Origin of the sequence: Komagataeibacter sp. SM21 (assembly GCF_041402665.1) — a bacterium.
GTDB lineage: Bacteria > Pseudomonadota > Alphaproteobacteria > Acetobacterales > Acetobacteraceae > Komagataeibacter > Komagataeibacter saccharivorans.
This window is the reverse complement of record NZ_JBGLOV010000015.1, coordinates 45,941-67,817: the sequence shown is the minus strand read 5'-3', so window position 1 is coordinate 67,817 and position 21,877 is coordinate 45,941. Positions and strand designations below refer to the sequence as shown.

Annotated in this window: 20 protein-coding genes and 6 pseudogenes; 18 read left to right on the top strand and 8 right to left on the bottom strand. The window is 60.8% G+C overall.

Going from position 1 to position 21,877, the window contains the following annotated elements; all coding sequences use genetic code 11:
- The 3 genes and pseudogenes from ACBR42_RS13680 to ACBR42_RS13670 all read right to left on the bottom strand — a co-directional run.
- Positions 1-1,001, bottom strand: a 1,001-nt coding sequence (locus ACBR42_RS13680; protein WP_371208363.1) for an IS110 family transposase, incomplete at its 3' end; no start/stop codon positions are given.
- 235 nt (positions 1,002-1,236) lie between these two features.
- Positions 1,237-1,479, bottom strand: a pseudogene (locus ACBR42_RS13675) (transposase); the annotation flags it as partial.
- A 68-nt stretch (positions 1,480-1,547) separates the two neighbouring features.
- Positions 1,548-1,700, bottom strand: a pseudogene (locus ACBR42_RS13670) (IS5/IS1182 family transposase); the annotation flags it as partial.
- Positions 1,701-1,830: 130 nt separating this feature from the next.
- On the opposite strand from ACBR42_RS13670, the gene ACBR42_RS13665 reads away from it, so the two are divergent.
- On the top strand, positions 1,831-2,901 hold the full coding sequence (locus tag ACBR42_RS13665; protein WP_371208362.1) for a hypothetical protein: 1,071 nt from the start codon (positions 1,831-1,833) through the stop codon (positions 2,899-2,901).
- Positions 2,902-3,026: 125 nt separating this feature from the next.
- On the opposite strand, the pseudogene ACBR42_RS13660 reads toward ACBR42_RS13665, so the two are convergent.
- The 4 genes and pseudogenes from ACBR42_RS13660 to ACBR42_RS13645 form a co-directional block, all read right to left on the bottom strand.
- Positions 3,027-3,587, bottom strand: a pseudogene (locus ACBR42_RS13660) (IS630 family transposase); the annotation flags it as partial.
- A gap of 47 nt (positions 3,588-3,634) precedes the next feature.
- Complete coding sequence (locus tag ACBR42_RS13655; RefSeq protein ID WP_371208361.1) at positions 3,635-4,849, bottom strand: IS256 family transposase; 1,215 nt, start codon at positions 4,847-4,849, stop codon at positions 3,635-3,637.
- A gap of 47 nt (positions 4,850-4,896) precedes the next feature.
- Positions 4,897-5,247, bottom strand: a pseudogene (locus ACBR42_RS13650) (transposase zinc-binding domain-containing protein); the annotation flags it as partial.
- 19 nt (positions 5,248-5,266) lie between these two features.
- Positions 5,267-6,178 (bottom strand): tyrosine-type recombinase/integrase, encoded by a 912-nt coding sequence (locus ACBR42_RS13645; RefSeq protein ID WP_371208360.1) that lies wholly within the window; start codon positions 6,176-6,178, stop codon positions 5,267-5,269.
- 278 nt (positions 6,179-6,456) lie between these two features.
- Between ACBR42_RS13645 and ACBR42_RS13640 the strand changes: the two genes are divergently transcribed.
- Both ACBR42_RS13640 and ACBR42_RS13635 read left to right on the top strand, forming a co-directional pair.
- Positions 6,457-8,532, top strand: a complete 2,076-nt coding sequence (locus ACBR42_RS13640; RefSeq protein ID WP_371208359.1) for a ParB/RepB/Spo0J family partition protein — start codon at positions 6,457-6,459, stop codon at positions 8,530-8,532.
- Positions 8,533-8,670: 138 nt separating this feature from the next.
- Positions 8,671-9,873: a DUF932 domain-containing protein gene (locus ACBR42_RS13635; protein WP_371208358.1), complete on the top strand. Its 1,203-nt coding sequence runs from the start codon at positions 8,671-8,673 to the stop codon at positions 9,871-9,873.
- A gap of 77 nt (positions 9,874-9,950) precedes the next feature.
- Here ACBR42_RS13635 and ACBR42_RS13630 read toward each other — a convergent pair whose 3' ends face one another.
- On the bottom strand, positions 9,951-10,226 hold the full coding sequence (locus tag ACBR42_RS13630; RefSeq protein ID WP_371208357.1) for an HU family DNA-binding protein: 276 nt from the start codon (positions 10,224-10,226) through the stop codon (positions 9,951-9,953).
- Between the two features lie 89 nt (positions 10,227-10,315).
- Here ACBR42_RS13630 and ACBR42_RS13625 point away from each other — a divergent pair.
- The 15 genes and pseudogenes from ACBR42_RS13625 to ACBR42_RS13555 all read left to right on the top strand — a co-directional run bounded on the left by ACBR42_RS13625 (position 10,316) and on the right by ACBR42_RS13555 (position 21,774).
- Positions 10,316-11,387: pseudogene (locus tag ACBR42_RS13625) on the top strand (toprim domain-containing protein).
- 322 nt (positions 11,388-11,709) lie between these two features.
- Complete coding sequence (locus tag ACBR42_RS13620; protein ID WP_371208356.1) at positions 11,710-12,645, top strand: DUF2493 domain-containing protein; 936 nt, start codon at positions 11,710-11,712, stop codon at positions 12,643-12,645.
- Between the two features lie 751 nt (positions 12,646-13,396).
- Positions 13,397-13,720, top strand: coding sequence for a DUF736 domain-containing protein (locus ACBR42_RS13615; RefSeq protein ID WP_217319867.1), 324 nt, complete (start codon positions 13,397-13,399; stop codon positions 13,718-13,720).
- Positions 13,721-14,062: 342 nt separating this feature from the next.
- Positions 14,063-14,200: a hypothetical protein gene (locus ACBR42_RS13610; protein ID WP_217319868.1), complete on the top strand. Its 138-nt coding sequence runs from the start codon at positions 14,063-14,065 to the stop codon at positions 14,198-14,200.
- Between the two features lie 318 nt (positions 14,201-14,518).
- Positions 14,519-14,737 (top strand): transcriptional regulator domain-containing protein, encoded by a 219-nt coding sequence (locus ACBR42_RS13605; protein WP_217319869.1) that lies wholly within the window; start codon positions 14,519-14,521, stop codon positions 14,735-14,737.
- Between the two features lie 64 nt (positions 14,738-14,801).
- Positions 14,802-15,329: a DUF2285 domain-containing protein gene (locus tag ACBR42_RS13600; RefSeq protein ID WP_371208355.1), complete on the top strand. Its 528-nt coding sequence runs from the start codon at positions 14,802-14,804 to the stop codon at positions 15,327-15,329.
- A gap of 127 nt (positions 15,330-15,456) precedes the next feature.
- A complete protein-coding gene (locus ACBR42_RS13595) occupies positions 15,457-15,732 on the top strand; it encodes a helix-turn-helix transcriptional regulator (RefSeq protein WP_371208354.1) in 276 nt (91 codons plus the stop codon).
- Entirely contained in the window at positions 15,729-16,538 is an 810-nt protein-coding gene (locus ACBR42_RS13590; RefSeq protein ID WP_371208353.1) for a replication initiator protein A, read from the top strand. Before ACBR42_RS13595 ends, ACBR42_RS13590 begins: the two co-directional genes overlap by 4 nt.
- A 328-nt stretch (positions 16,539-16,866) precedes the next feature.
- Positions 16,867-17,343, top strand: coding sequence for a DUF2840 domain-containing protein (locus ACBR42_RS13585; protein ID WP_217319873.1), 477 nt, complete (start codon positions 16,867-16,869; stop codon positions 17,341-17,343).
- The gene (locus tag ACBR42_RS13580; protein WP_371208352.1) at positions 17,340-17,879 is read left to right on the top strand and encodes a S26 family signal peptidase; all 540 of its coding nucleotides are present in this window, start codon (positions 17,340-17,342) and stop codon (positions 17,877-17,879) included. The genes ACBR42_RS13585 and ACBR42_RS13580 overlap by 4 nt, the downstream gene beginning before the upstream one ends.
- Before the next feature lies 1 nt (position 17,880).
- Complete coding sequence (locus ACBR42_RS13575; protein WP_371208351.1) at positions 17,881-18,222, top strand: DUF736 domain-containing protein; 342 nt, start codon at positions 17,881-17,883, stop codon at positions 18,220-18,222.
- A gap of 110 nt (positions 18,223-18,332) precedes the next feature.
- Positions 18,333-18,899, top strand: a complete 567-nt coding sequence (locus tag ACBR42_RS13570; protein ID WP_371208365.1) for a lytic transglycosylase domain-containing protein — start codon at positions 18,333-18,335, stop codon at positions 18,897-18,899.
- 228 nt (positions 18,900-19,127) lie between these two features.
- Positions 19,128-20,870 (top strand): annotated as a pseudogene (locus ACBR42_RS13565) (relaxase/mobilization nuclease domain-containing protein).
- A 107-nt stretch (positions 20,871-20,977) separates the two neighbouring features.
- Positions 20,978-21,199, top strand: coding sequence for a hypothetical protein (locus tag ACBR42_RS13560; RefSeq protein ID WP_217319878.1), 222 nt, complete (start codon positions 20,978-20,980; stop codon positions 21,197-21,199).
- Entirely contained in the window at positions 21,199-21,774 is a 576-nt protein-coding gene (locus tag ACBR42_RS13555; protein ID WP_371208364.1) for a zeta toxin family protein, read from the top strand. The genes ACBR42_RS13560 and ACBR42_RS13555 overlap by 1 nt, the downstream gene beginning before the upstream one ends.
- Positions 21,775-21,877 lie beyond the last annotated feature (103 nt).

Sequence of the window (21,877 nt, the reverse complement as noted above, 5' to 3'; positions counted from 1 at the left end):
GGGCGGAATGTGCGGGAATGGTTTGCAGCCCGCAACCAGTTCGCCATAATGTTCGAAGGGCGCTTCGCCGCTTGAGTATCTGAAAACCCATGGACCAGATCAGATACACAGACTTCAGGACACTCCCGCAAGCGATACAGAATACCTCGTACGTCGAAGGACGGAGCGCTCGTCTGCTTTGTCTTGGTCCGAGGCTTTGGAAGGTCTGCCGCAGGTTTTGCACTCCTGTGGCTCAGAATCAGCAGCAAGCTTTCCATGCGGCGATCACAGGCCATGATCCGTTCCTGATAAATGTCATAAAGTTCCAGTGCCTGCGTCAAAGCGAATACATGTTCATCTCTATAATTGCCCATCAGGGCGGCCGATATCACTTCTGCCGATGAGCAGCATCTGACATCGCGGTTAGCAGCCAGGGTCTCTGGATCACGTTCACCGCCAACAATGGCCCGGATAATCTGCATGCCTGTGACGCCAGTGATATCGGAGACCACGTGATGGAGTTGCAGGTTCATTTCCATCAGGGCTTTCTGCATGTGCTGGATATGTCCCGCAGCATACTCAACCAGACGTTCACGTTGACGCAGATAGGCCCGCAAAGCAGCAATATCGGCATGAGGCCGAAAGCTTCCACGCAGCAAACCATAGGAATGAAGTTGCTGGAGCCATCCGGCATCACTCACATCCGTCTTGCGACCGGGTACATTCTTGGCGTAGCGCGCGTTCACCAGAATGACGTCAAAACCATGTTGCTCAAGGATTTCATAAACCGGGATCCAATAGACGCCTGTAGATTCCATGGCGACACTGGTGACTTTGCAAGCCTTGAACCATTCAGCTAAAGCGTGAAGGTCCGAGGTAAATGTGCCAAAGGACCGGATTGGGTCCTTCGTAGCCTCAGGGGACACCGCCGCCATATGCATCCGTGATCCAATATCGATTGCAGCGGCTCCCTGAATATGGCGTGTGAGATCAAAGGACGCTTTTGCAGATTTTCGAGGCATCGGAACATCTCCACACAGTGTGCTGGAGGAGGGTGTGGAACATGCCTATCAATCATCTTCCTAACCGGGATCACCGCAAGGCGGTGTCACCATTCTCAAGTTCGCACAGTTCCATGGACCACGTTTTTTAACGGGGACGAACCCGCCAATAAGCAAACGGCCGCTACCCTCCTGTCCGGCACGATAGCATGGCCTGTTTCTATGCCGCACAGGCGGACAAACGTCCGGGATCGTTTTTTAATATTTCCCTCTCCTCCCGCAGGACACGGTTTTCCAGGCGAAGACGCTCATTCTCCCGGACGAGGTCCGTCGACGCTTCAGGCGCTGTCAGATCAGTCGACCGATACTGCGAAATCCAGTGGCTCAGCGTTGATTTGCCAATCCCCAGATCCACCGCAACCCGTGTCCTGGACAAACCGCTGCTCAGCGCGATCCTGACCGCCTCGCGGCGAAACTCTTCTGTCTGCTTCAATGCCATGGTCTCATGCCTTTCCTGTTGAAAGGTTTAAACGCTCAGTCAACCGGCACAAAACCGTCACAAGTCCACATGACCTCGCGCACGTTTACGGTCCGCTTGTTGCCGCCCCGCTTGGCGTGGGGGATCATCGTCTCGACCAGTGACCATTCTTCGTCAGTCAGGTCGCTGGGATAGCAGAGTTTACTGCGGTCATACCGGACGCGATTTTCACTGGTCCACATCGGGTGGCCTCTCCAAATCGGCACTGCCAACAGGGAATCATAAATGTTTCCAAATATTCAAGAAGATCTTGAACGGACACTAAGAAAGATGCTATAATGAACGCGATAACATTTCATAGGACTATGATCCGTGTCGATAGAAAATTTGAATGTAGAATTGAGTAAGTTAATTCAGGATTTACGAGTGCGTGTTTTTGGAAAAAAACCTAATCTGTCAGACATTGATCCGAATTTTGGCCGACAAGATTTTAAAAAACATGGTGTTGATTACTCTATACCAAAAAAATATAAAAGACATCTGATTATTCCGGTTCATCCTCCTAGATTTGCATATTTGGTAAATGCATTTTGCAATGTAGATAAAAAAAAATCAGATGATGTTCTGCTTACAATAGTATTAACATCAGATGTTGAATGTAAAATGTTTGAGAATTACCTTGAGATGTCAGGGTATAAATTTCCTATCCCAATCGAGGCGATTTCTGCGCTGGGGATATGTGAGCAGTTTTCATTACCGAGTATAGTTCAGTGTATCAGAGAGAATAAAAATAATGGGATCGTCAATTTTAAGAAAATGGTTGCCATATACCGGGCGCTCTGTTTGGGTGTGGAAGAAATAACTTGTATTGATTCCGATGTGCTGTTTATGGATCATCCGTCCAAGATGTTTGACAGATTGCAGCATAATTTTATGAAGAAAGAAGTTCTGGCCGGTCATTCAGGAATGGCCGCAAATATCGTAAAAGAAACAGCCAATTTCTTTCCTCTTGAGGATGAGAAAAAAATCCTTGGTATAATGAATGATGGTAAACTGTATAGTTGGTTTTTCGATGCGCCGTATTATCCCCGCAAAGCGACCATAGGATGGTTTGCGCAGTTTATCATGCATTTCGGTAGCGTGGAAAATGCGTTCTATCATCTCAAATGGGGTACATTTGAGCATATGATATTCCAGTTTTACTGCCTACTATATGAAGATTTTAAGGTGGTTGATATACGACCGTTTACCGGAGATCGTGTTCCCGATGAACTGTGGTTGTCTGAAGTTTACGATGTTATTGACAGAACTGGGTATCATCCTACCTGGTCCAATCTTGGCGGGTTAATCAGCTATATCAATGAAGAGCAGAAGGCTCGTGCTAAGCAGGAATTTGAAGTGGCTATTCATGTCGACCGTGTTCCGGCACGACTGGACTGGTAATATTCATCTATACAAAATAACGGTTTTGTTGCGTAAATGGTTGTAGGGGAGATTCACGGAATGAAGCTCGTCTGGTAACGGTCGGTCATGAGCAAACCGCAGCCTACCCAATACCGGACGACGAACTAGTGTCCTGATTCTGAAGTTTCACTGATTTTGATAGTACGGAGGCAGAATCGCTTGACGGCCTGCAGGATGTCGTCGGCGGACCTGGTCCATTTGAAGGGCCTGGGCTGTTCGTTATGGACAGCAATGAAAGCCCTGATGTCGGACTCCAGGGCTTCGGTCGAACGGTGGATGCCGCGCCTGATCTGCTTTTCAGTGATGGGAGCGAAAAACCGCTCCACCTGATTGATCCATGAGGCTCCGGTCGGCGTAAAATGAACGTGCCAGCGCGGGCGCCTGGCCAACCAGTCACGGATCAGCTTCGTCTTGTGGGTGGCATAGTTATCCATCACCAGATGGATATCGAGGTCAGTCGGCACATTGGTTTCGATCTGATCGAGGAATTTGCGGAATTCCGTGGATCGGTGCTTCGGGTAACACTTTCCAATAATGGTGCCGGTGGCAATGTCGAGAGCTGCGAACAGCGAGGTCGTGCCGTGGCGGGTATAGTCATGTGTCCGCCGCTCGACCTGTCCGGGCCGCATCGGGAGCATGGGCTGGCTGCGATCCAGCGCCTGGATCGGGACTGTCAGGAATTTCGTGTAAGAGGCGTTGTTCACGTTATTGATCAGACGGTGGCGCGGGCGAAGCGGTCACCGAAGAGAATGGCGAACTGGGCCTTTGCCATGGACCATTCCCTTGGGGGCATGATCCATTCTTTCTCGGCTCGATTCAAGGCCAGAAAGAGGAGCTTGAGGGCCGCATCGTCATTGGGGAAATGCCCTCTGGCCCGGACGGCCCGCCTGAGCTTGGCGTTCAGCGCTTCTATGGCATTGGTCGTATAGACCAGTTTCCGGACGTCGGCAGGGAAGGCGTAGAAGGGAATGACCTCCTCCCAGGACTGGACGATCGCTGCGTATTTCCGACCCCAGGGGCTTTCGGCAAAGGCAGCCAGAGCGGTTTTTCCAGTCTCGGCGTCCACCGCCCGGTAGATATCCTTCAGAGCCGTGGCCACGGATTTGCGGTCTTTCCAGGCGACGAAATCCAACGAATGGCGCAGCAGATGAACGATGCAGGTCTGCACAAGGGCTTCGGGAAAAACCGCGCGGATGGCGTCGGGAAAGCCCTTGAGCCCATCAACCACGGCCAGCAGGATATCCTCGACACCACGATGGCGTAGCTCGTTCATGACACGGAGCCAGAATCTGGCGCCCTCGTTCTGCTCGATCCACAGGCCGAGGACCTCCTTCGTGCCGTCGGCGCGTATGCCCAGGGCGATATGCACCGCCTTGTTGCGCACCATGCCTTCGTCACGGATCTTCACCCGCAGGGCATCGAAGAACACCACCGGATAGACTACCTCCAGCGGCCGGTTCTGCCAGGCTGCCACTTCGTCCAGAACGGCGTCGGTGATGACGCTGATCAGGTCCGGCGAAGCTTCCATCCCATAGATTTCAAGCAGATGGCCCTGTATCTCACGTACGCTCATCCCACGCGCATACATCGAGATGATCCGATCGTCGAAGCCGGGAAACCGCCGCCGATAGCGGGCGATCAGTTGCGGATCGAACGTTCCCGCCCGATCACGGGGGATGTCCAGCCGTACCCGACCGGCATCCGTCAGCACCGTCTTCTGCCCATAGCCATTGCGACAGTTCGGGCGACCAGCCACAGCCTCGCCGTCCAGATGCTGGTCCAGTTCTGCGTTGAGCAACCGCTCCGCCAGGGCTTTCTTCATATCGCCCAGAAGGGCATCTGCGTCTGACATCGTGCGGACCACGCGGCCAGCCAGAACCTGGTCCAGAACATCGTCAGGGATGATGGGTTTCTTGCGTCGGGCCATGATGCTGCTCCTTCTTTCGCATCAAACGCCCAAACACGAAATTTAGGATAGGCCCCGGCCTTGTTCTGGAGCGCGATGTCGGCGATCCGCGCCGGCAGGGTGAAGACGACATGGAAATACCCGACCGGCAGCAGATCGGCCTCCCGCTCGGCCAGCCATGTCCGCGCGGCGTTTCCCTGACAGCGCGGACAATGACGGTTGCGGCAGCTGTTATAGGCGATCCGCCAGTGTCCACAGTCCCCGCAGGCCGCGACATGACCACCAAGGGCCGCCGTGCGGCAGTGTTCGATCGCCGACATGACCTTGAGCTGCTGCAGGGGGAGACGGCCGGCATGGGCTGACCGCCAGGCAGGGCCGGCAGCCCGGAAGATGTCCCCCAGTTCGAGGGAGGCGGACATGACCGCCCCCGCCCGGGGATCAGCCGTCGGGCCTCGCCTGCGTTGTCGTCAGCATGCCCAGTCTGTCGAGCGGACTGATGACGGCCCGCACGGTCCGGGTCGCAACTTTTGTATAAAGGGCCGTGGTCTCCAGACGGGAATGACCCAGCAGAACCTGGATCACGCGGACATCGACACCATCCTCCAGCAGGTGCGTGGCAAAGCTGTGCCGCAGGGTATGAGGCCCCACACGTCTGGTGATCGAAGCAGTCCGCGCGGCATCGACAACCACGCGATGGAGCTGCCGTGTGCTGATGGGCCTCATGGTGTCCTGCCCGGGAAAAAGCCAGCCATCGGAATGCATCACGCCCTGCTGGCGTCCGGCCTTCCACCACTCCCGCAGCAGGGGCAGAAGGTCTGCCGGAAGCATGGCGTTGCGATATCGTCCCCCTTTGCCCCGTTCGACCCTGAGCAGCATGCGCTCGCTGTCGATATCGCTGATCTTGAGAGCTGCGACCTCGGCCACCCGCAGGCCTGCCCCATAGGCGACCGAAAGGGCGGCCTGATGCTTGAGGCATACGGTCGCGTTGAGCAGCCGGGCAACCTCATCGCGGCTCAGCACCACGAGCAGGTTGCGGGGCTGCGCCACCCGGACCAGCCTGCGTGCAAGGTCGGGACGGTCGAGTGTCTGGGTGAAGAAAAACCGCAGCGCCGACACGATGGCGTTCATGGTCGGTGTCGGCATGCCAGCCGCGTTCTGCTCAATCTGGAACTGGCGCACATCCTCAGCTGTTGCCGTGTGGGGTGAGCGGCCCAGAAACGTGGCGAAACGGCCGACATCGCGAAGGTAATTGCGCTGTGTCTCCCGGGAGAACCGCCGCACCGCCATGTCATCAAGCAGGCGCTGGCGAAGGGGACTGATTGCAGCAATGCACAGGGACTCTGTCATCATCCGGCTCCTTCTGGTAGGAAGAAGCCAGAGTGCTTGGCTCGATCAGGACAGTTCCAAATAAAACAGATCGCTCACGCCGTGGTGACAGACCTCCACATCGCACCAATCCCGCGCAGCGGGTTCGTTCTACCCCCCATTGCCGTCGTTTTCTGCCGGGAAAAGGCTGCGGATTTTGGGCGAGGCTGGGGCCTTCAGAGTCAGAGGGCTGCGCGGATTTTCGTGACGGGTTGAGAGGGTGGGAGAGAGTCTCCTGTCTGCCCGTCATGGAGTTTTTCGCCATGGCGACCGCTATTCCCAAAATCACCCTGAGTTCCTCCCGTGACATCCCGTTCAACCGGCTGGTGCTGTCCCAGTCCAACGTCCGGCGTGTAAAGTCCGGCCTGTCGATCGAGGAACTGGCCCGTGACATCGAACGCCGCGGGCTGCTGCAGAGCCTGAATGTCCGTCCCGTGCTTGATGGTGAAGGGGCCGAGACCGGCACATACGAAGTCCCTGCCGGCGGACGACGCTTCCGTGCCCTCGAACTGCTGGTGAAGCAGAAGAAACTGGCGAAGATCGCCCCCGTACCCTGCGTGGTGCGCGAGGCCGGATCGGCCATCCTTGCCGAGGATGATTCCCTGGCCGAGAACGTCCAGCGCGTGGCCCTGCATCCGCTGGATCAGTTTCGCGCCTTCCGTGACATGCTGGAAAAAGGCATGTCCGAGGAGGAAATCGCCGCCGCGTTCTTTGTCGCACCCGCTGTGGTCAAGCAGCGGCTGCGCCTCATGACCGTGTCGGACAAGCTGCTTGAGATATACGAGCAGGACGGTATGCGACTGGAGCAACTGATGGCCTTTTCCATCAGTGACGACCATGTCCGGCAGGAACAGGTCTGGGAGATCGTGGCCCAGAGCCATAATCGCGAACCCTACGTCATCCGCCGCATGCTGACGGAAAAGACCGTGCGGGCTTCGGACGCGCGTGCCCGTTTCGTTGGGCTGGAGGCCTATATCGTAGCGGGTGGCCACGTCATGCGCGACCTGTTCGAAGCCGATGACGGCGGCTGGCTGCAGAATCCGGCCATTCTGGACCGGCTGGTCATGGAAAAGCTGCACGAGGCGGCTGAACAGGTCCGCGCCGAGGGCTGGAAGTGGGTCGAAACCGCCCTGTCATTCCCATGGGGCCACACACGGCAGTTCGCTGAGATCGACGGCACGGAAGTACCGCTGTCCGATGAGGAGACTGCCCGGCTTGCAGCCCTGCGCGCCGAGCAGGAAAGCATCGAGGCTGAATACGCCCAGGCTGATGAATATCCGGACGAGGTCGATGCACGGCTGGGCGAGATCGAACAGGCCATCCTTGCCCTGGAGGAACGGCCTCTGGCGTTCGATCCTGCTGACATGGCGCGGGCCGGCGCGTTCGTCAGCCTCGCCAGTGATGGCACGTTGCAGGTGGAGCGGGGGTTCGTGCTGCCCGAGGATATGCCGGCCGAGCCGGAAGAGACCGATGATGCGGGCAACGCCGATCAATACAATTGCCCTGCGTATGATGGGCGGGATGAACGTCTTGCTGGTTATGGGGGCGATGAGGGCGGTGAGGGCGATACTACCGCTCCCGACGTTGAACCCGAAGAAGAAGACGGGATCAAGTCGCTGCCTGATCGGCTTCTCACCGAACTGACAGCGTGGCGCACGCTGGCCCTGCGGGACGCGTTTGCCAGTAACCCGCACATCGCGCTGACCGAACTGCTGCATACGCTGGTGCGCGATGTGTACTGGCAGACACCGGGTGCCGACTGCCTGGAAGCCTATGTCCGGGAAATCTCACTGTCCGTCCATTCACCCGACATGCCGGGTAGTGTGCCCGCCCATGCTATGCGCCAGCGCAACGAGGGCTGGAAGCACGATCTGCCGGAAGACGAGGACGCGCTGTGGCGCTGGATCGACGGGCTGGACGACACCAGCCGCATGGCATTGCTGGCGCACTGCCTGTCCTTCGGCGTCAACGCCTTGCATGAATCGTCCCATGGTCCGTCTCTGGCACGCAGCGTCAGGGAGCGGCTGGTCCGCGCCGACCGGCTTGCCGCTGCGCTCAGGCTTGACCTGGTCGAGGCGGGCTGGCAGCCGACCGTCGAGAACTATCTTGGCCGGGTGACCAAGGCCCGTATCCTGCAGGCGGTGCGAGAGGCACGTGGCGATGAGGCGGCTGACCGCATCGCCCACCTGAAGAAGCCCGACATGGCGCGTGAGGCCGAGCGGTTGCTTGATGGTTCGGGCTGGCTGCCCGAGGCGTTACGGACCGTGGGACTGGTAGATCCTGCACAGGTTGAAACGGTGACGTCAGGCGGGGATATGGAGGCCATCGCCGCCGAGTGACGCAATGAGTTTTGGAACTTTGAGACAGCGGCTTCCGGTGCCCGGAAGCCGCTTTTTTTCATGTCTAGTGCCCCGGAAAGAGGGAGAGGTCGGCTTCGCCTTGGGTGCCGAATAACCGGCATCAGAGGAGAGTTTTCCATGACCACAACCACCATCCTGCCCCCTGCGTCCCGTGGCACCGCGTCCGGCGGCTTCAGGATCGATCCTTCGCGGGGGGAGCGTAGTTCCCGCGTCTCGTCTGAATGGTTTTCCCGTCCCGATGACGAGCGGTATCTCTCGCTGTCCGATCTGCACGCCGCCACACTTGCCCGTGCCGAGCGCGCCACCGCCCGCACCGTTGAGAGCCGCGCCATCCGTGTGAAAGCATCGCGCGACAATGCCGAACGCCTCACCCTGACTGTGCCGGGGCAGCATGAGCCGATTGCCCCCACGCACTGGTCGTTCGGCCAGATGTGCAGTCTGGTCAGCGCGCCGTCGTCGTACCTGCGTAACCTTCCGGCTCCGCTGGCGGCGATCAATCTCCAGCACGGCCTGCTGTCACACCGGGCCGAACTGGTGAAAACGCTGGAGACCGAAGATGGCCGCGTCGAACTGCGTGCCGTGACCGGCCCCGATTACGGCCGCATCTGGGACCATGAATTGGTGGGCGCGGTGCGCAAAATCGCTGGTGACGGCACAGGCGATACCAACTGGAAGGTGCCGGGCGTCATCGACTGGACCACTATGACCCATAATCCGTACGTGGACATCACGAAGGAGACCACGACGCTGTATGCGTCGGACAGGGATGTCTTCCTGTTTCTCGTGGACGACACACACCCGATTGAGGCCGGACGCCTGCCCAATGGTGACCCCGATCTCTATTTTCGGGGTTTCTATGCCTGGAATTCGGAAGTCGGCAGTAAAAGTCTCGGTATTGCGTCTTTTTACCTGCGCGGAGTGTGTCAAAACCGTATGTTGTACGGTATCGAAAATTTCGAACAGATCACGATCCGGCATAGCAAGTTCGCCGCCTCGCGTTTCGTGCATCAGGCGACACCGGCCCTGCGAAATTTCGCCACGGCCAGTCCGGCGTCGTTCGTCTCCGGCATTCAGGCCTCGCGTCGGGCGCTGGTGGCCAGAACCGATGACGATCGGGAAAGTTTCCTGCGTCGTCGCGGGTTCTCGAAACCGGAAACCGCGAAGATTATCGAAACGGTGCTGCACGAAGAGGGTCGCAAGCCCGAGAGCGTGTTCGATTTCGTGCAGGGGATCACGGCTCTGGCGCGGACGAAGACCAACCAGGACACGCGGCTGGATCTTGAGGGCAGGGTACGCAAGCTGATGGAGAAGGTCGGATGAACGCGTCCATCATCAGACGCCGGCGTGCTGGGGAGGGGGCGGCGGACGAGGTCCGCCGCCTTCTGCCTGTCGTCAGGTCAGTCGTTCAGGCTGTCCTTGAGCGCCTTGGCGGGCGTGAAGGCCAGCTTGCGCGAGGCCGCGATCTGGATGGTCGCACCGGTGGCCGGGTTGCGGCCTTCGCGGGCGGCGACTTCCCGGACCTTGAACTTGCCGAAGTTCGGCAGGGTGATTTCATCACCGGCCCTGGCGGCAGCAGTCATGGTCTCGATCAGGGCGTCCAGCACCTTGCGGGTATCGGTCTTGCTCGTGTCGGTGGTGGTGGCGATATGATCGACCAGATCGGCAATCTTCATGAAAATATCCTTTTGCATTCGGGCCTGTGCCCGTTGCCTCTGCCGTTACGGGGGAATCATGGCGGCATCAAGCCCGCAGGGAGGGGGAAATGACAGATGCGCAGTCATGGGATGCGGGCGATCTGGCCCGCCGTCTGGCCGAGAACGCCGAGGCAGTCTGTCGTCATTACCTCTCTGCCGGGCGGCGGCATGGTAATTACTGGCTGGTCGGCGACGTGCGCAATACACCGGGACGGTCGCTCTATGTGCGCCTGCATGGTCCCTCGGAAGGGCGCGGAGCCGCCGGGCGCTGGACGGATGCCAGCACGGGTGAATTCGGGGATCTGCTCGATCTGATCCGTGAAACCCTCGGTCTTGTCGATTTTCGTGATGTTGCTGACGAGGCACGCTGCTTTCTGGCCCTGCCGCATCCCGAACCGGCCCGTGCGGGGGATCGCCTGCGGACGGGCTCATCGCATCGGCCCGAGACGGAAGGCAGCAACATGGACGCCGCGCGCCGCCTGTGGGATGCCAGCCGTTTCCTGTCCGGCGTCGCGGAAATCTATCTGCGGGGCCGCGATCTGGCCAATCGCTCAGGTCTGGCCGCATTGCGTTTCCACCCCGACTGCTACTATCGCGCCGATGCTGACAGCCCGACCGAGACCTGGCCCGCGCTGATCGCCGGCGTCACCGACCTTGATGGTCGCGTTACCGGCGTGCATCGCACCTGGCTGGCGCGCGACGGACGCGGCAAGGCCCTTGTCGAAATCCCCCGTCGGGCGATGGGCGACCTTGCTTGGCCATGCCGTGCGCTTTGGCGCGGTGTCCGACGTTCTGGCGGCAGGCGAGGGGATCGAGACGGTGCTGTCGCTCCACGAAGTCATGCCCGCTCTGCCGCTGGCCGCCTGCCTGTCCTCGGCGCATCTCGCCGCCATGGTGTTTCCGCCCACACTGCGTCGCCTTTACGTGCTGCGTGACGACGATCCGGCCGGAGACCACGCGGTAGCGACCCTGATGGCCCGGACGCAGGAGGCGGGGATCGACTGTCTTGTGTTGTCATCGCGTCTGGCGGATTTCAACGATGATCTCCGCTATCTCGGGCGTGGCGCGATGCGGGCGATCCTGCATCCCCAGCTTGCCCCGCAGGACGTGGCGCGGTTTTTGCAACCCGTCGCGCACTGAGGCGGGCCGGGAAGGGGGTGTGAGGGTCATCGTCTTTCCCTGCCGTGCGGAGGGCTGTCCCGTTTCCGGATAGGGCGCGCCCGCGGCCTTTCTGGAAGGGGAGCGGGCGTCAGCCAGGCCGGGCCTGCAATGGCGGAGCCGGCTATTTTCCGCCGCGCGGGACTGCGTCCGCGCTTTGCATCGCGAAGCAAAATAGCCGTCTCCCTGCCACCCTCCACTGCGTTCCGGCCGCGCGCTGCGCGGTTCCGGCCCGGCCTTCGTCTGCCGCTATCCGCCCCCGGAAAGGCCGCGAGGGGCGCGGCCAGAACCGGAGGACAGACCCATGACCCGCACACAGGACGATTTCGAACCTGCACACGCCACCTCTTCCACCGCCCATGTGCTGGCCGAACTCCAGCTTTACGGCCACCGTCCCTTCGAGGATGAGCCGGATCCGCGGCCCTTGCCCGACGCCAGCCAGATCGAGGGTGCGGTTGCCGATATCTTCGACGCCCTGTCCGCCACGCTGACCGACACACGGCTGGAACCCGATCTCGAACCGCTGCTCTGGTCCACCGTCAACGTCTTTCACCGCATGGTCGGGCAGGTGGAGCGTGATCTCGACCGCAACGAGGCGGCGCAGAAACGCAGCCAGCAGGAACAGGATGGCAGCGAGATCCGCTCGGTGGAACTGGAACGCCTCATCGCCGAGGGCCTGACCCTGCTGGAACGACGCAACGCGTATGAGATCTTCCGCGACCTCGCCTGCGACCAGTTCGAACGCCTGACGATGTCGCCCTGGCGGCCACGCTCCGGCTCGCTGGTCAGCCGCAGCACCCTGACGGCCTCAATGATCGACAGCCGTGATTTCCTCAACGCCCGCAGGAAGGCCGAGACCGAACTGCTGGTGCCCCCCGGACCAAAGGTCGCGGTCACCGGTGGGCTCGATTACGAGGACCATCACCTGATCTGGAACCGGCTCGACAAGGTGCACGAGAAGCACCCCGATATGGTGCTGCTGCATGGGGGCTCGCCGAAGGGCGCGGAATTCATCGCCTCCCGCTGGGCCGATCATCGCGAAATTCCACAGATTGCCTTCAAGCCCGACTGGAACCGGCACGGCAAGGCCGCCCCGTTCCGGCGTAACGACGCCCTGCTGAAAGTCCTGCCCGTCGGGGTCATGGTGTTTCCGGGATCGGGCATTCAGGACAATCTGGCCGACAAGGCCAAACAGATGGGTATCCCGGTCTGGCGGTTCCGCAGGGAGGCTGGCGCGTGAGCGCCAGTTTTCCTATCGAACATAACGGCATGATTGCGGGTTGCGGGTAACCGACTGGCCAGACAAACATGTCGGGCTTCCCGGTTCCAGCGCGTCCGATGCGCTGCAACGTGCCCATCCGTGCCCGGAAGGCCCCACCCGGAGAGATCGGGTATGGGGCGTGACTTCTCGTCCCATTCCAACTGCGAGGACGATGGATGAGGGAGCGGTGGCCCCCTTCCTCGTCGGTGAACAGGTCGAAACAGTAGTGGCGAAGGAGGGATCGTCCAGCGGGCAACCGGCTGGCCCGCCTTCGTTGGAACGACGGGTCCAGAGGATGCGGCCCGAACCGTTCGCGGCAGGGACGCGGCAGTCGGGGGCGGGTGTCAGGCCGCGATCCGCGCCACCAGCACGTGAGACGGTCGCACCGGGCAATGAGGATTTCGTCCTGTGTCGCACGTTCCCCACCTGTCGGACCGGTCATGCCGGCATCGTCTCTCCAAGGGCTGGCGGGTCCGCACACCATGGCCTCTGTCGGATGGCTGATCTAGCCGAAGACCGGCTGCGCCTCGATCGGCTGGCCGCAACGGCGTGCCAGAACTTTCTTCCCCTGACGGCTGCGCCGTCATTCCTCGCGAAATAAGAAAGTTCCGGCCCTGCCGTCCTCCGCTGCGCTGCGGCCCTGAAGGGTGCTCTGCCGCTCGCCTCCGGCTGGTCGATCGCCATCGAGGCCACGGTGGTCGCGGCCCGATAACAGCATGGAGATACGACAATGGCTAACATCGGTTCCTTCAAGAAGGTGGGCGAAGGCTTCGAAGGCGAAATCGTCACCCTGGCCCTGCAGGCCCGCAACGTCCGCCTGGTGGCCGAAACCAACCGCGCCAACGACAACGCCCCCAACTACCGCGTCTATCTCGGACGGATTGACCTCGGTGCGGCCTGGACCCGCCGCTCCAGCGAAGGCCGCACCTATCTGAGCCTGAAGCTGGACGATCCCTCTTTCGCCGCCCCGATCTTCGCCAACCTGTTCACCGACGAGGAAGGGGAAGGCTACTCCCTCATCTGGACCCGGCCCCGCAGCCGGAACGGGGACTGAAGCTTCCACGATAACCCCGCCCGGTCTCCCCGGGCGGAGCCTTCCGGGCTTTCATTTTCCCACGTGCTTTTCCGGGGCGCGGGCGGCAGCGCTGGTCGCCCGACGTGAGACGCAGGAGGAACACGAGGCTTTCCCTCAGCCTTCCCATTGTACCATGCGCGAGGGCGAACCGCGTCAAGGACGCGTGGTCCCCCCAATTTTGCCCGACGCACCCTTCGGGCGCACCGAACAAAATCGGCTCCCCCACGCGCCGGCGAGCCGGTCGCCTGCGGCGATCCCTGACCCGGTCCGCCCCGGCATGAGCCGTCCGTCCTGTCTTCGAGAAACGAAAGGAGCAGGACGATGACCACGCTACACGACCACATCCAGATGCTGCGCGCCGAACTGACCAGCTTTCACCTGAGCCGCCGCGAGCGCCGGCAGATCGAGCGCGAACTCAAAGAGGCGCTTGTGCGACGCGATGCGGAGCCCCCCGCCTGACGGGGGGACCTTGCTCTTGCGCCCCTTTTGTGGTCAGCCCGGATTTCAACGCTCACGATACCGTCAGGGTGCCCTTGTCAATGAGGATAGTGCCGCATTTTTCCAATGCGCGTGTCAGAAAAGGAAATGTCCCCGGGAAACCGCGGAATCAAAAGCAGTCTTGTAAAAACACACATGTGCCTGCCCCGGGATGCTGCCTGTGTTGCTGTCAGGACGTTACGGTAACGCATCATAAAGAAGGGCGGTGCCCTCTCCACGGTATCTATGCCCGGTCCTTGCCATCCCCGTAGTGCTGGTCGGGAATGGGAGAGAACTGCCATGGACAGCCATCCTGACTGGTACGATCCACGTTTCCGCGCCCATCTGCAGCATCTCGACGCGCCCGGACTGGCGCATGAATTACTGCGCCGGATTCCTGCCTATGTCACCGGGTACCGCGCCCTTGGGCACCAGCCGGAGACCCCGGAGAGCATGCGGCTCCATCATGAACAGGCCGGGCAGTTTGCTCGCCACTGGGGGTTATCCTGTACCGGCTGATCCGGATATCCCCGCATGGATCAAACCGGCACTCTGGACTTCCGAAGTTTATCCAGGCGTCACAATGCTGGTCGAAGTCCCCCAGGGCTTTGACGCCTGGCATATGCCCCCTACCTTTCCTGACGCCACGACCGCGACAGGGCCGGGGTGGGAGGGAACTGCCTATACCCTTCGGCATGGCGACACCCTTTTTCGTGTCGAGATCCGCAATGCGGGCGCCCGGCAACGCGCGGCGGCCCTGATCCCGCTCGATGGGGGAGAGGAACTGCGGATTGCGGAATTACGGCGGTTTATCCGGTATCTGTCCGGATTGCCTGTTCCGCCACTATCGCGGGCATTGGGGTTGCCGCTTTACCGTGCGCGATTCATCGCTGACGCCATCTGCGCCTATGCCGGACGGCGGGCCGGCGCCTCCCAGCGCGAGATTGGCGCGGTTCTCGACCCGTCCGTGCGGCAGATGAATGCACGTCAGTGGGATACGTCCTCTCAGCGCGGGCGTATAGGACGCCTGCTTCGCAAGGCGACGCATCTGGCGGATGAGCGCAAATATCTGACCCTTCTGAGACCCTCCCGTTTCCGACTCTCCCCCTGAAGGGGCTTTCCTGTGGCATCCCGGCCTGAACCGTTCGCGCATAGACGCCGGTGGTTTGCGTACGTCCCCGGCATGACAATTTCCGTCCACGCTGCGCCCTGTTACGCCCCAACCGACGGAGGCCCGCATGACGCCGTCACATTCGCGTCAGGATAATTTTCTCGACGAGCAACTGCTTACCACACCGCAGGCCGCCCATCGGCTGAACATCTCCCCACGGACGCTGGAACGGTACCGCTGCCGTGGCAGCGGCCCGGTTTTCCGCAAGATGGGCGGTCGGGTTCTCTACCATGTCGATGATATCCGCTACTGGATCGAGAACGTCGCCTGCAAATCGACATCCGAGGATTCTTATGAAAAAGCCCGTGTGATCGGAAGCCGCAGGCAGGGGTGCAGGCCATGAACGCGCATCCGGACGGCGGGGTTCTTTCCCCCTGCCTGCTGATCGATCTCATGTCATGGCCTTTCTTCAGTCTGGCCAAATCACCCCGCCATGTGCCGGTCCGTTTCGCCATGGGCCGCGTCACAGTGCAGGTGTCAGGACGCGATGATGGTCCGATGGCAACCATCTGGGATGCCGATATCCTGATCTGGGCTGTCTCCCGTCTTGTGGCCGCGCGCAGGCGGGGCGTGCCGGTTTCACCACGCGTGCATGGCAGCATGGGCGAGGTGCTGCGTTTCATCGGGCGTGACCCGGGTGCAATCCGCTATGACCGGCTTCGCGCATCGCTGGACCGGTTGCACGAAACACGGGTCACGACATCACTGCGCCAGACCCGCGAGGGGGCGCAGGGGTTTTCCTGGCTCGTTGCCTGGCAGGAGCGACGGGGCGAACTCGATCTCATCCTGCCGCAATGGGTGTGCGATGCAGCCGGGCGCCGGGGCGTGCTCACGCTCGATCCCCGCTACTTTGCCCTGACCGGGGGCTTCGAGCGCTGGCTCTATCTGCTCGTCCGCCGACATGCCGGGCAGCAGTCAGGCGGGTGGGCGTTCGACCTGCCCCATCTTTACCGGAAATCCGCATCCCGTTCTCCCTTTCCCCGGTTCGTGTTCGAGATCCGTCGCCTGGTTGCCGCTGACAACCTGCCCGGATACCGGCTGCGTCTCGAAGTGGATACCAGCAATGTGCCGGTGCTCCGCTTCTCTCCTGATCCTGGCAAGGAACCTTATCCACAGGACTCTGTGGATAACTATGTGGAGGACTCCTGATGTCAAACGACCTATCAGGAATCGGTTTCCCGACCTATCAGGAATGGGAATTTCCGATAACTAATTGTAATAAAACAACAAAAACGCGCTCTCTAAAAGTACTAAATAGTACAACTATTCTGTACTTGTATACCGCACGAGAGCGCGCGCGTAAGTCTTCGACTATCACGAAAACAGTCGTTTCCATACTGACATTTTCCGACAGTTTTACGCAGGAGCCTGAGTTTTTGCGACCAGGCACCCTGCTCGGGAAGCAATCCATCCCGATGCGCCTGTCCTGTCGGCAGTCCGCCACCACCATCGTACCATTTCCAGCCGGAGAACGCGCATGACGCATGCATCCCGCGAGGTGCTGACGCATCTCGAACTGACCTGGCTTGAGAAGCGCATCGAACAGTGGCTGCGCTTCGGGCACGCTCTGGAAACACACCCGATCGATCGCTATCGCCGTCGTCTGAGTTTTGCGCCCGGTGCGGTCTTCGCGCTGTTGCGCTGGACGCAGGCGGATTGCGGGACGACGACCTGCTGCATCGACATCATCAGGGCGCCGCTGGCGGGCGAGCCGCGCGAACGCCTGCCATTCGTGCCCACGGGTGCGCAGCGTCTGGTGGTGTTCACGGGCTGGCCGCAGGTTCGTGACGTGCTGTCTGTAATCGAGCGACTGGAACGGCAGGGCGTCAATCCCGTCGATGTTGATCCGGAATACTGGCGACATCTCGGGCGGTCACGACCAGATGGTCTGGATATTCCCCGCTATTCCGCGACCCGACACGCCGCGTGGCAGCGCAGGAGGACCGTGCCATGACACGTCGGGGCTGGTTCTTCACCACGTATTTCGCAGTAATTGGCGTCGGCCTGTCGATGGTCCTGCATCCAAAGCCGCGCCTGATCTGGAACGCCACGGCCAGTGTGCCGGTGGGGCTGTATCGCCTGCACCCGGAACGGGCTCCGCATGTCGGGGACCTGGTCGCACTCCGCCTGCCCGAAGGTGATGCGAACATGCTGGCCCGTGGCGGGTATCTGCCGCGCGGCGTGCCGTTGCTCAAGCCCGTGGCGGCAGTTGGCGGACAGAGTGTCTGCCGCTTTGGCAGTCGCGTCATGATCGACGGCCGGGCTGTGGGTGATGCGTTTTCTGTCGATCATCGCCGCCGCCCCTTGCCCGTCTGGCAGAGCTGTCACCGGCTCGATGCGCGCGAGATCTTCGTCATGAATGCGCGTGAGCCCCGCAGTCTGGATGGTCGGTATTTTGGCCCGGTGCCGGTCAGCAGCGTGATCGGGCGCGCGACACCGCTCTGGATTGGCGCAGGCCCGTCACCTTCTCATGCCGCAAAGGATCACTGACATGGCTCAGATTGGACTCTTCACGCGCACGGCCGAAGGTTTTTCAGGACGCCTGCGCACACTTGCACTGGATGCCGAACTGGCGCTGGTGCGTGTCGAGACACCGGATGGCAGTAACGCACCGGATTATCGCATTCATCTCGGTGACAGCGCCGATGGCCCGGAAGTTGGCGCAGGCTGGACACGCACTGGGGAACGGGCTGGCGAATACATTGTCGTGGTGCTCGATGATCCCTCTCTGGCACAGGGCCTGCGCGCGAGCCTGTTCCAGTCGGGGCGAGGGGGACGGGTCTGGCAGCTTGTCTGGAACCGGCCGCAGAAACGTCAGGGAGCACGCGAATGATGCGCCGGATTGCAGGGGGAGGCAGGTTTGGTTACAGCACCAGCGGTCATAACCGTTCCAGGTTTGTCCGGTTATGTTGTACGGGTCTGGCGGCATCGCTCGTGGTCCTGATGCGTCCTGCCAGCGCGCAGGATATTGACGGGATGATCCGTCTGGCGGCGGAGCGTGTCGCCCTTCCGCCCGAATGGATCCGCGCGGTGATGCAGGTGGAAAGCGGGCGCGATGCCCATGCCATCTCCGCGCAAGGGGCGATGGGGCTCATGCAGATCATGCCCGCGACATGGCAGGGGCTGCAGCGTGATCTCGGCCTTGGTGCCGATCCTTTCGATCCACAGGACAACATCCTTGCCGGTGCCAGCTATCTTCGCCTGTTGCACGACCGCTATGGGGATGCGGGGTTTCTGGCGGCCTATAATGCAGGACCGGGCCGTTATGAGGCCCATCTCGCAACGGGCCAGCCCCTCCCACACGAGACACGGGAATACGTCGCCTCTGTCACGCACCTGCTCGACCAACGCACGTTTTCTGCGGACAGCCTGCACGAAAGCGGCGTCTCCGTTGCACGCGAACAGCCTGAAGATACGCTGTTTGTCGGGCATTTCCCGCGCATGCCCCAAGCGTTGGCTGGTACGTCCGGGGTGTTGTTCGTGCCCGTCTCCATGAGGCAGGTACCATGACCGGACACGCACAGGCGCTGATGAGGCGATGGGCCGGGAAGGCGGGCAAACAGCGATTGCTTTGGGGATCGGGTCTTTGGGGCCTAATGCAAGATAAAAGCCGCAAGGTGCGGCATGGTTGGGGAGGGCGGTTTTTCAGGGTTTTTCGCAAGGTCATTTTACCGTTTCAAGGTTTCTGGCGGTCTGATTGCCCTGTTTTCAATATGTTAGCGCAAGGTGCGGCCCGTCATGGCCCGCGATGACGATTTCCGGGTCCGACCGGGCCGCATCCGCTCGCCCCGTGCCCGCGAGGGACGGTCCTTCATTGGGCGTGTGCTGGCCGCCACCAATCGGGCGGGTGGCATGGGCCGTCCAGGCTCAGGGCGTGCCGGAAAGGGACCATCCACTTTCGGGCGGGGCAGGGGCGCGGCAACCCGTGCCAACCGTCTCCTGTCCCGGCGCACCCGGCTTGCCATCGTCAAGGCACGGGTGGTCAGGCATGGCGCGCGGGCGACACTGCGTGCCCATCTCTCCTATCTCCAGCGCGAAGGGGTGACGAAAGACGGCGAGAAGGCCCGACTGTTCGGGGCTGAGCGCGACGAAGTGCCTGCGCGTGAATTCGCTGAGCGGTGTCAGGACGACCGGCATCATTTCCGCTTCATCGTGGGACCAGAGGATGCAGCCGGGATGGCGGACCTGAAAACTTTCACGCGCGAGTTGATGACGCAGGCCGAACAGGATCTCGGCACGAAGCTGGACTGGGTTGCGGTGTCGCATTGGAACACCGACAACCCCCACATTCATATCATCGTGCGGGGCAAGGACCAGGAGAGCGAGGATCTGGTCATCTCGAAGGATTACATCCGAGAAGGACTGCGTGCCCGCGCCCAGAATCTGGTCACGCTCGAACTGGGGCCGCGCACCGACCATGAAATCCACCGCAACGTCGAGCGCCAGGTCGAGGCGGAACGCTGGACCCAACTGGACCGCCAGTTGCAGCAGGACGCGAACCAGCATGGCATTATCGACATAGCGCCGTCGCCTGACCGGCAGCCTGACGCGTTCGCCGTCATGAAGGTCGGACGGCTGCGGCGTCTGGAACGGATGGGCCTTGCCCATGAGATCGGGACCGAACAATGGCGGCTGGATGAAACGGCGGAAGCCACCCTGCGCGAGATGGGCCAGCGCAATGACATCATCAAACGCATCCATCGTGGTCTGAGCGAACAGGGAATCGAACGGGCCTCGTCGTCATGGGTGCTGGCCGGGGAAGAACTGGCCGAGCCGGTGATCGGACGACTGGTCGCGCGCGGTCTGGATGATGAACTGAAGGGGAGCGCCTATGCGGTAATCGACGGGATGGACGGGCGCACGCACCATGTCCATCTGCCATCACTGGAAGCCGCCGGGGACGTGCCGCACGGCGGCCTGGTCGAACTGCGGACCCATCAGGATGCGAAGGGACAACGACGCGCTACTCTTGCTGTGCGGTCCGATCTGCCGATCGGCGAACAGGTGCGGGCACAGGGTGCGACATGGCTGGATCGCCAGCTTGTCGCCCGCGAACCGGTGGCGCTGGGAGAGGGTGGTTTCGGGGCGGAAGTTCGTGACGCGCTCCGCCAGCGTAGCGCCCACCTGATCGAGCAGGGGATCGCGCAGCGGGACGGAGCGCGTGTGCGCTACCCGCGTGGCATGGTTGCCTCCATGCGCGCACAAGAGATGCGGGACGTGGCCGGGCGTCTGGCGCGCGAAACCGGTCAGCCCATCCAGAGTGCCGAGGCTGGGGAGTATGTCACCGGAACCTAGCGGCAACGCCTGACCCTCGCCTCGGGCCGCTTCGCCATGATTGATGGCGGCCTCGGGTTCCAGCTTGTGCCCTGGACGCCATCGCTCGAAAAGCAGATCGGACGTCATGTCTCCGGCGTCGCGCGGGAGGACGGGGGTGTGGACTGGTCGTTCGGTCGGAAGAGAGACATGGGGATCGGGCTATGAAATCCGCCAGATCCCATAAAGATGGCATTGGGATAAAGACATATCTCTGTCAGGCGCTGGTTGTGCTAGACTGGCGCTGAAGAGTTGGTGAACGAATGGAGATCATCATGTCCGATTATAAAACCCGGAATTCACCTCACTATGCGTGGGCCAGCTTTGAGGCGATCCGTATTGCGGGTGAGCGGGCGCGTGAAATCCGGGCAGCGAGTGGTGAAATCGTGACCTATGTTCAGAACGGGTGGGTTGTGCGTGAATTTCCTGGCGGCCAGGTTGAACGTCTGGCGCCGTTGGACGAGTTTCGTGATGAAGATTTTCCCTATCCAGCGTGATGCGATTGCTGATTTATGCGGGGCCTAACGGCTCTGGTAAGAGCAGCCTGCGGATTGGCACCAGTAGTCAAATTGAGCCGGTCGACGTTGTTATCGATCCTGACCAGATAGCGCGGAGACTTAATCCGGGGAGCCCGCGGGATGCTGATCGGGAAGCCGGGCGCAGGGCAATCGAAATGTTCAATGCGTCGCTGGTCGCCGGGAAATCGATTTCCCTTGAAACGACATTGTCCGGTTACTCCATAATCCGTCGCATCAGGGCGGCGCGGGACGCTGGATATCATATCGAATTGCGCTACGTTGCCCTGGCTTCGGTTGAAATGAATGTTCAGCGCGTCAGGGCGCGCGCAGCACGTGGTGGGCATTTCATTGAGCCGCAAGCCATTCGCAGACGATACGTTGGTAGCCTGGGGAACCTTCCGGCTGTCATTGCCCTTGCTGACCGCGTTGTGATCTCCGATAATTCGGGATCTGTTCCGGAGCCTGTCCTTGAAATCGAAGGGGGCCGCATTGTTCGTCGAGGGGTGAATATACCCCGATGGCTGAACAGCACATGCCCGGATATCTGTCGTTAGGCCGGTTTTTCAAAACATCAGGCAAGTCTGACGTAATGTGCTTAACGGCATGTTTCGACCGACAATTTTACCCCTCTTTGCGCCTGACCGCGCAGGTTGGGCA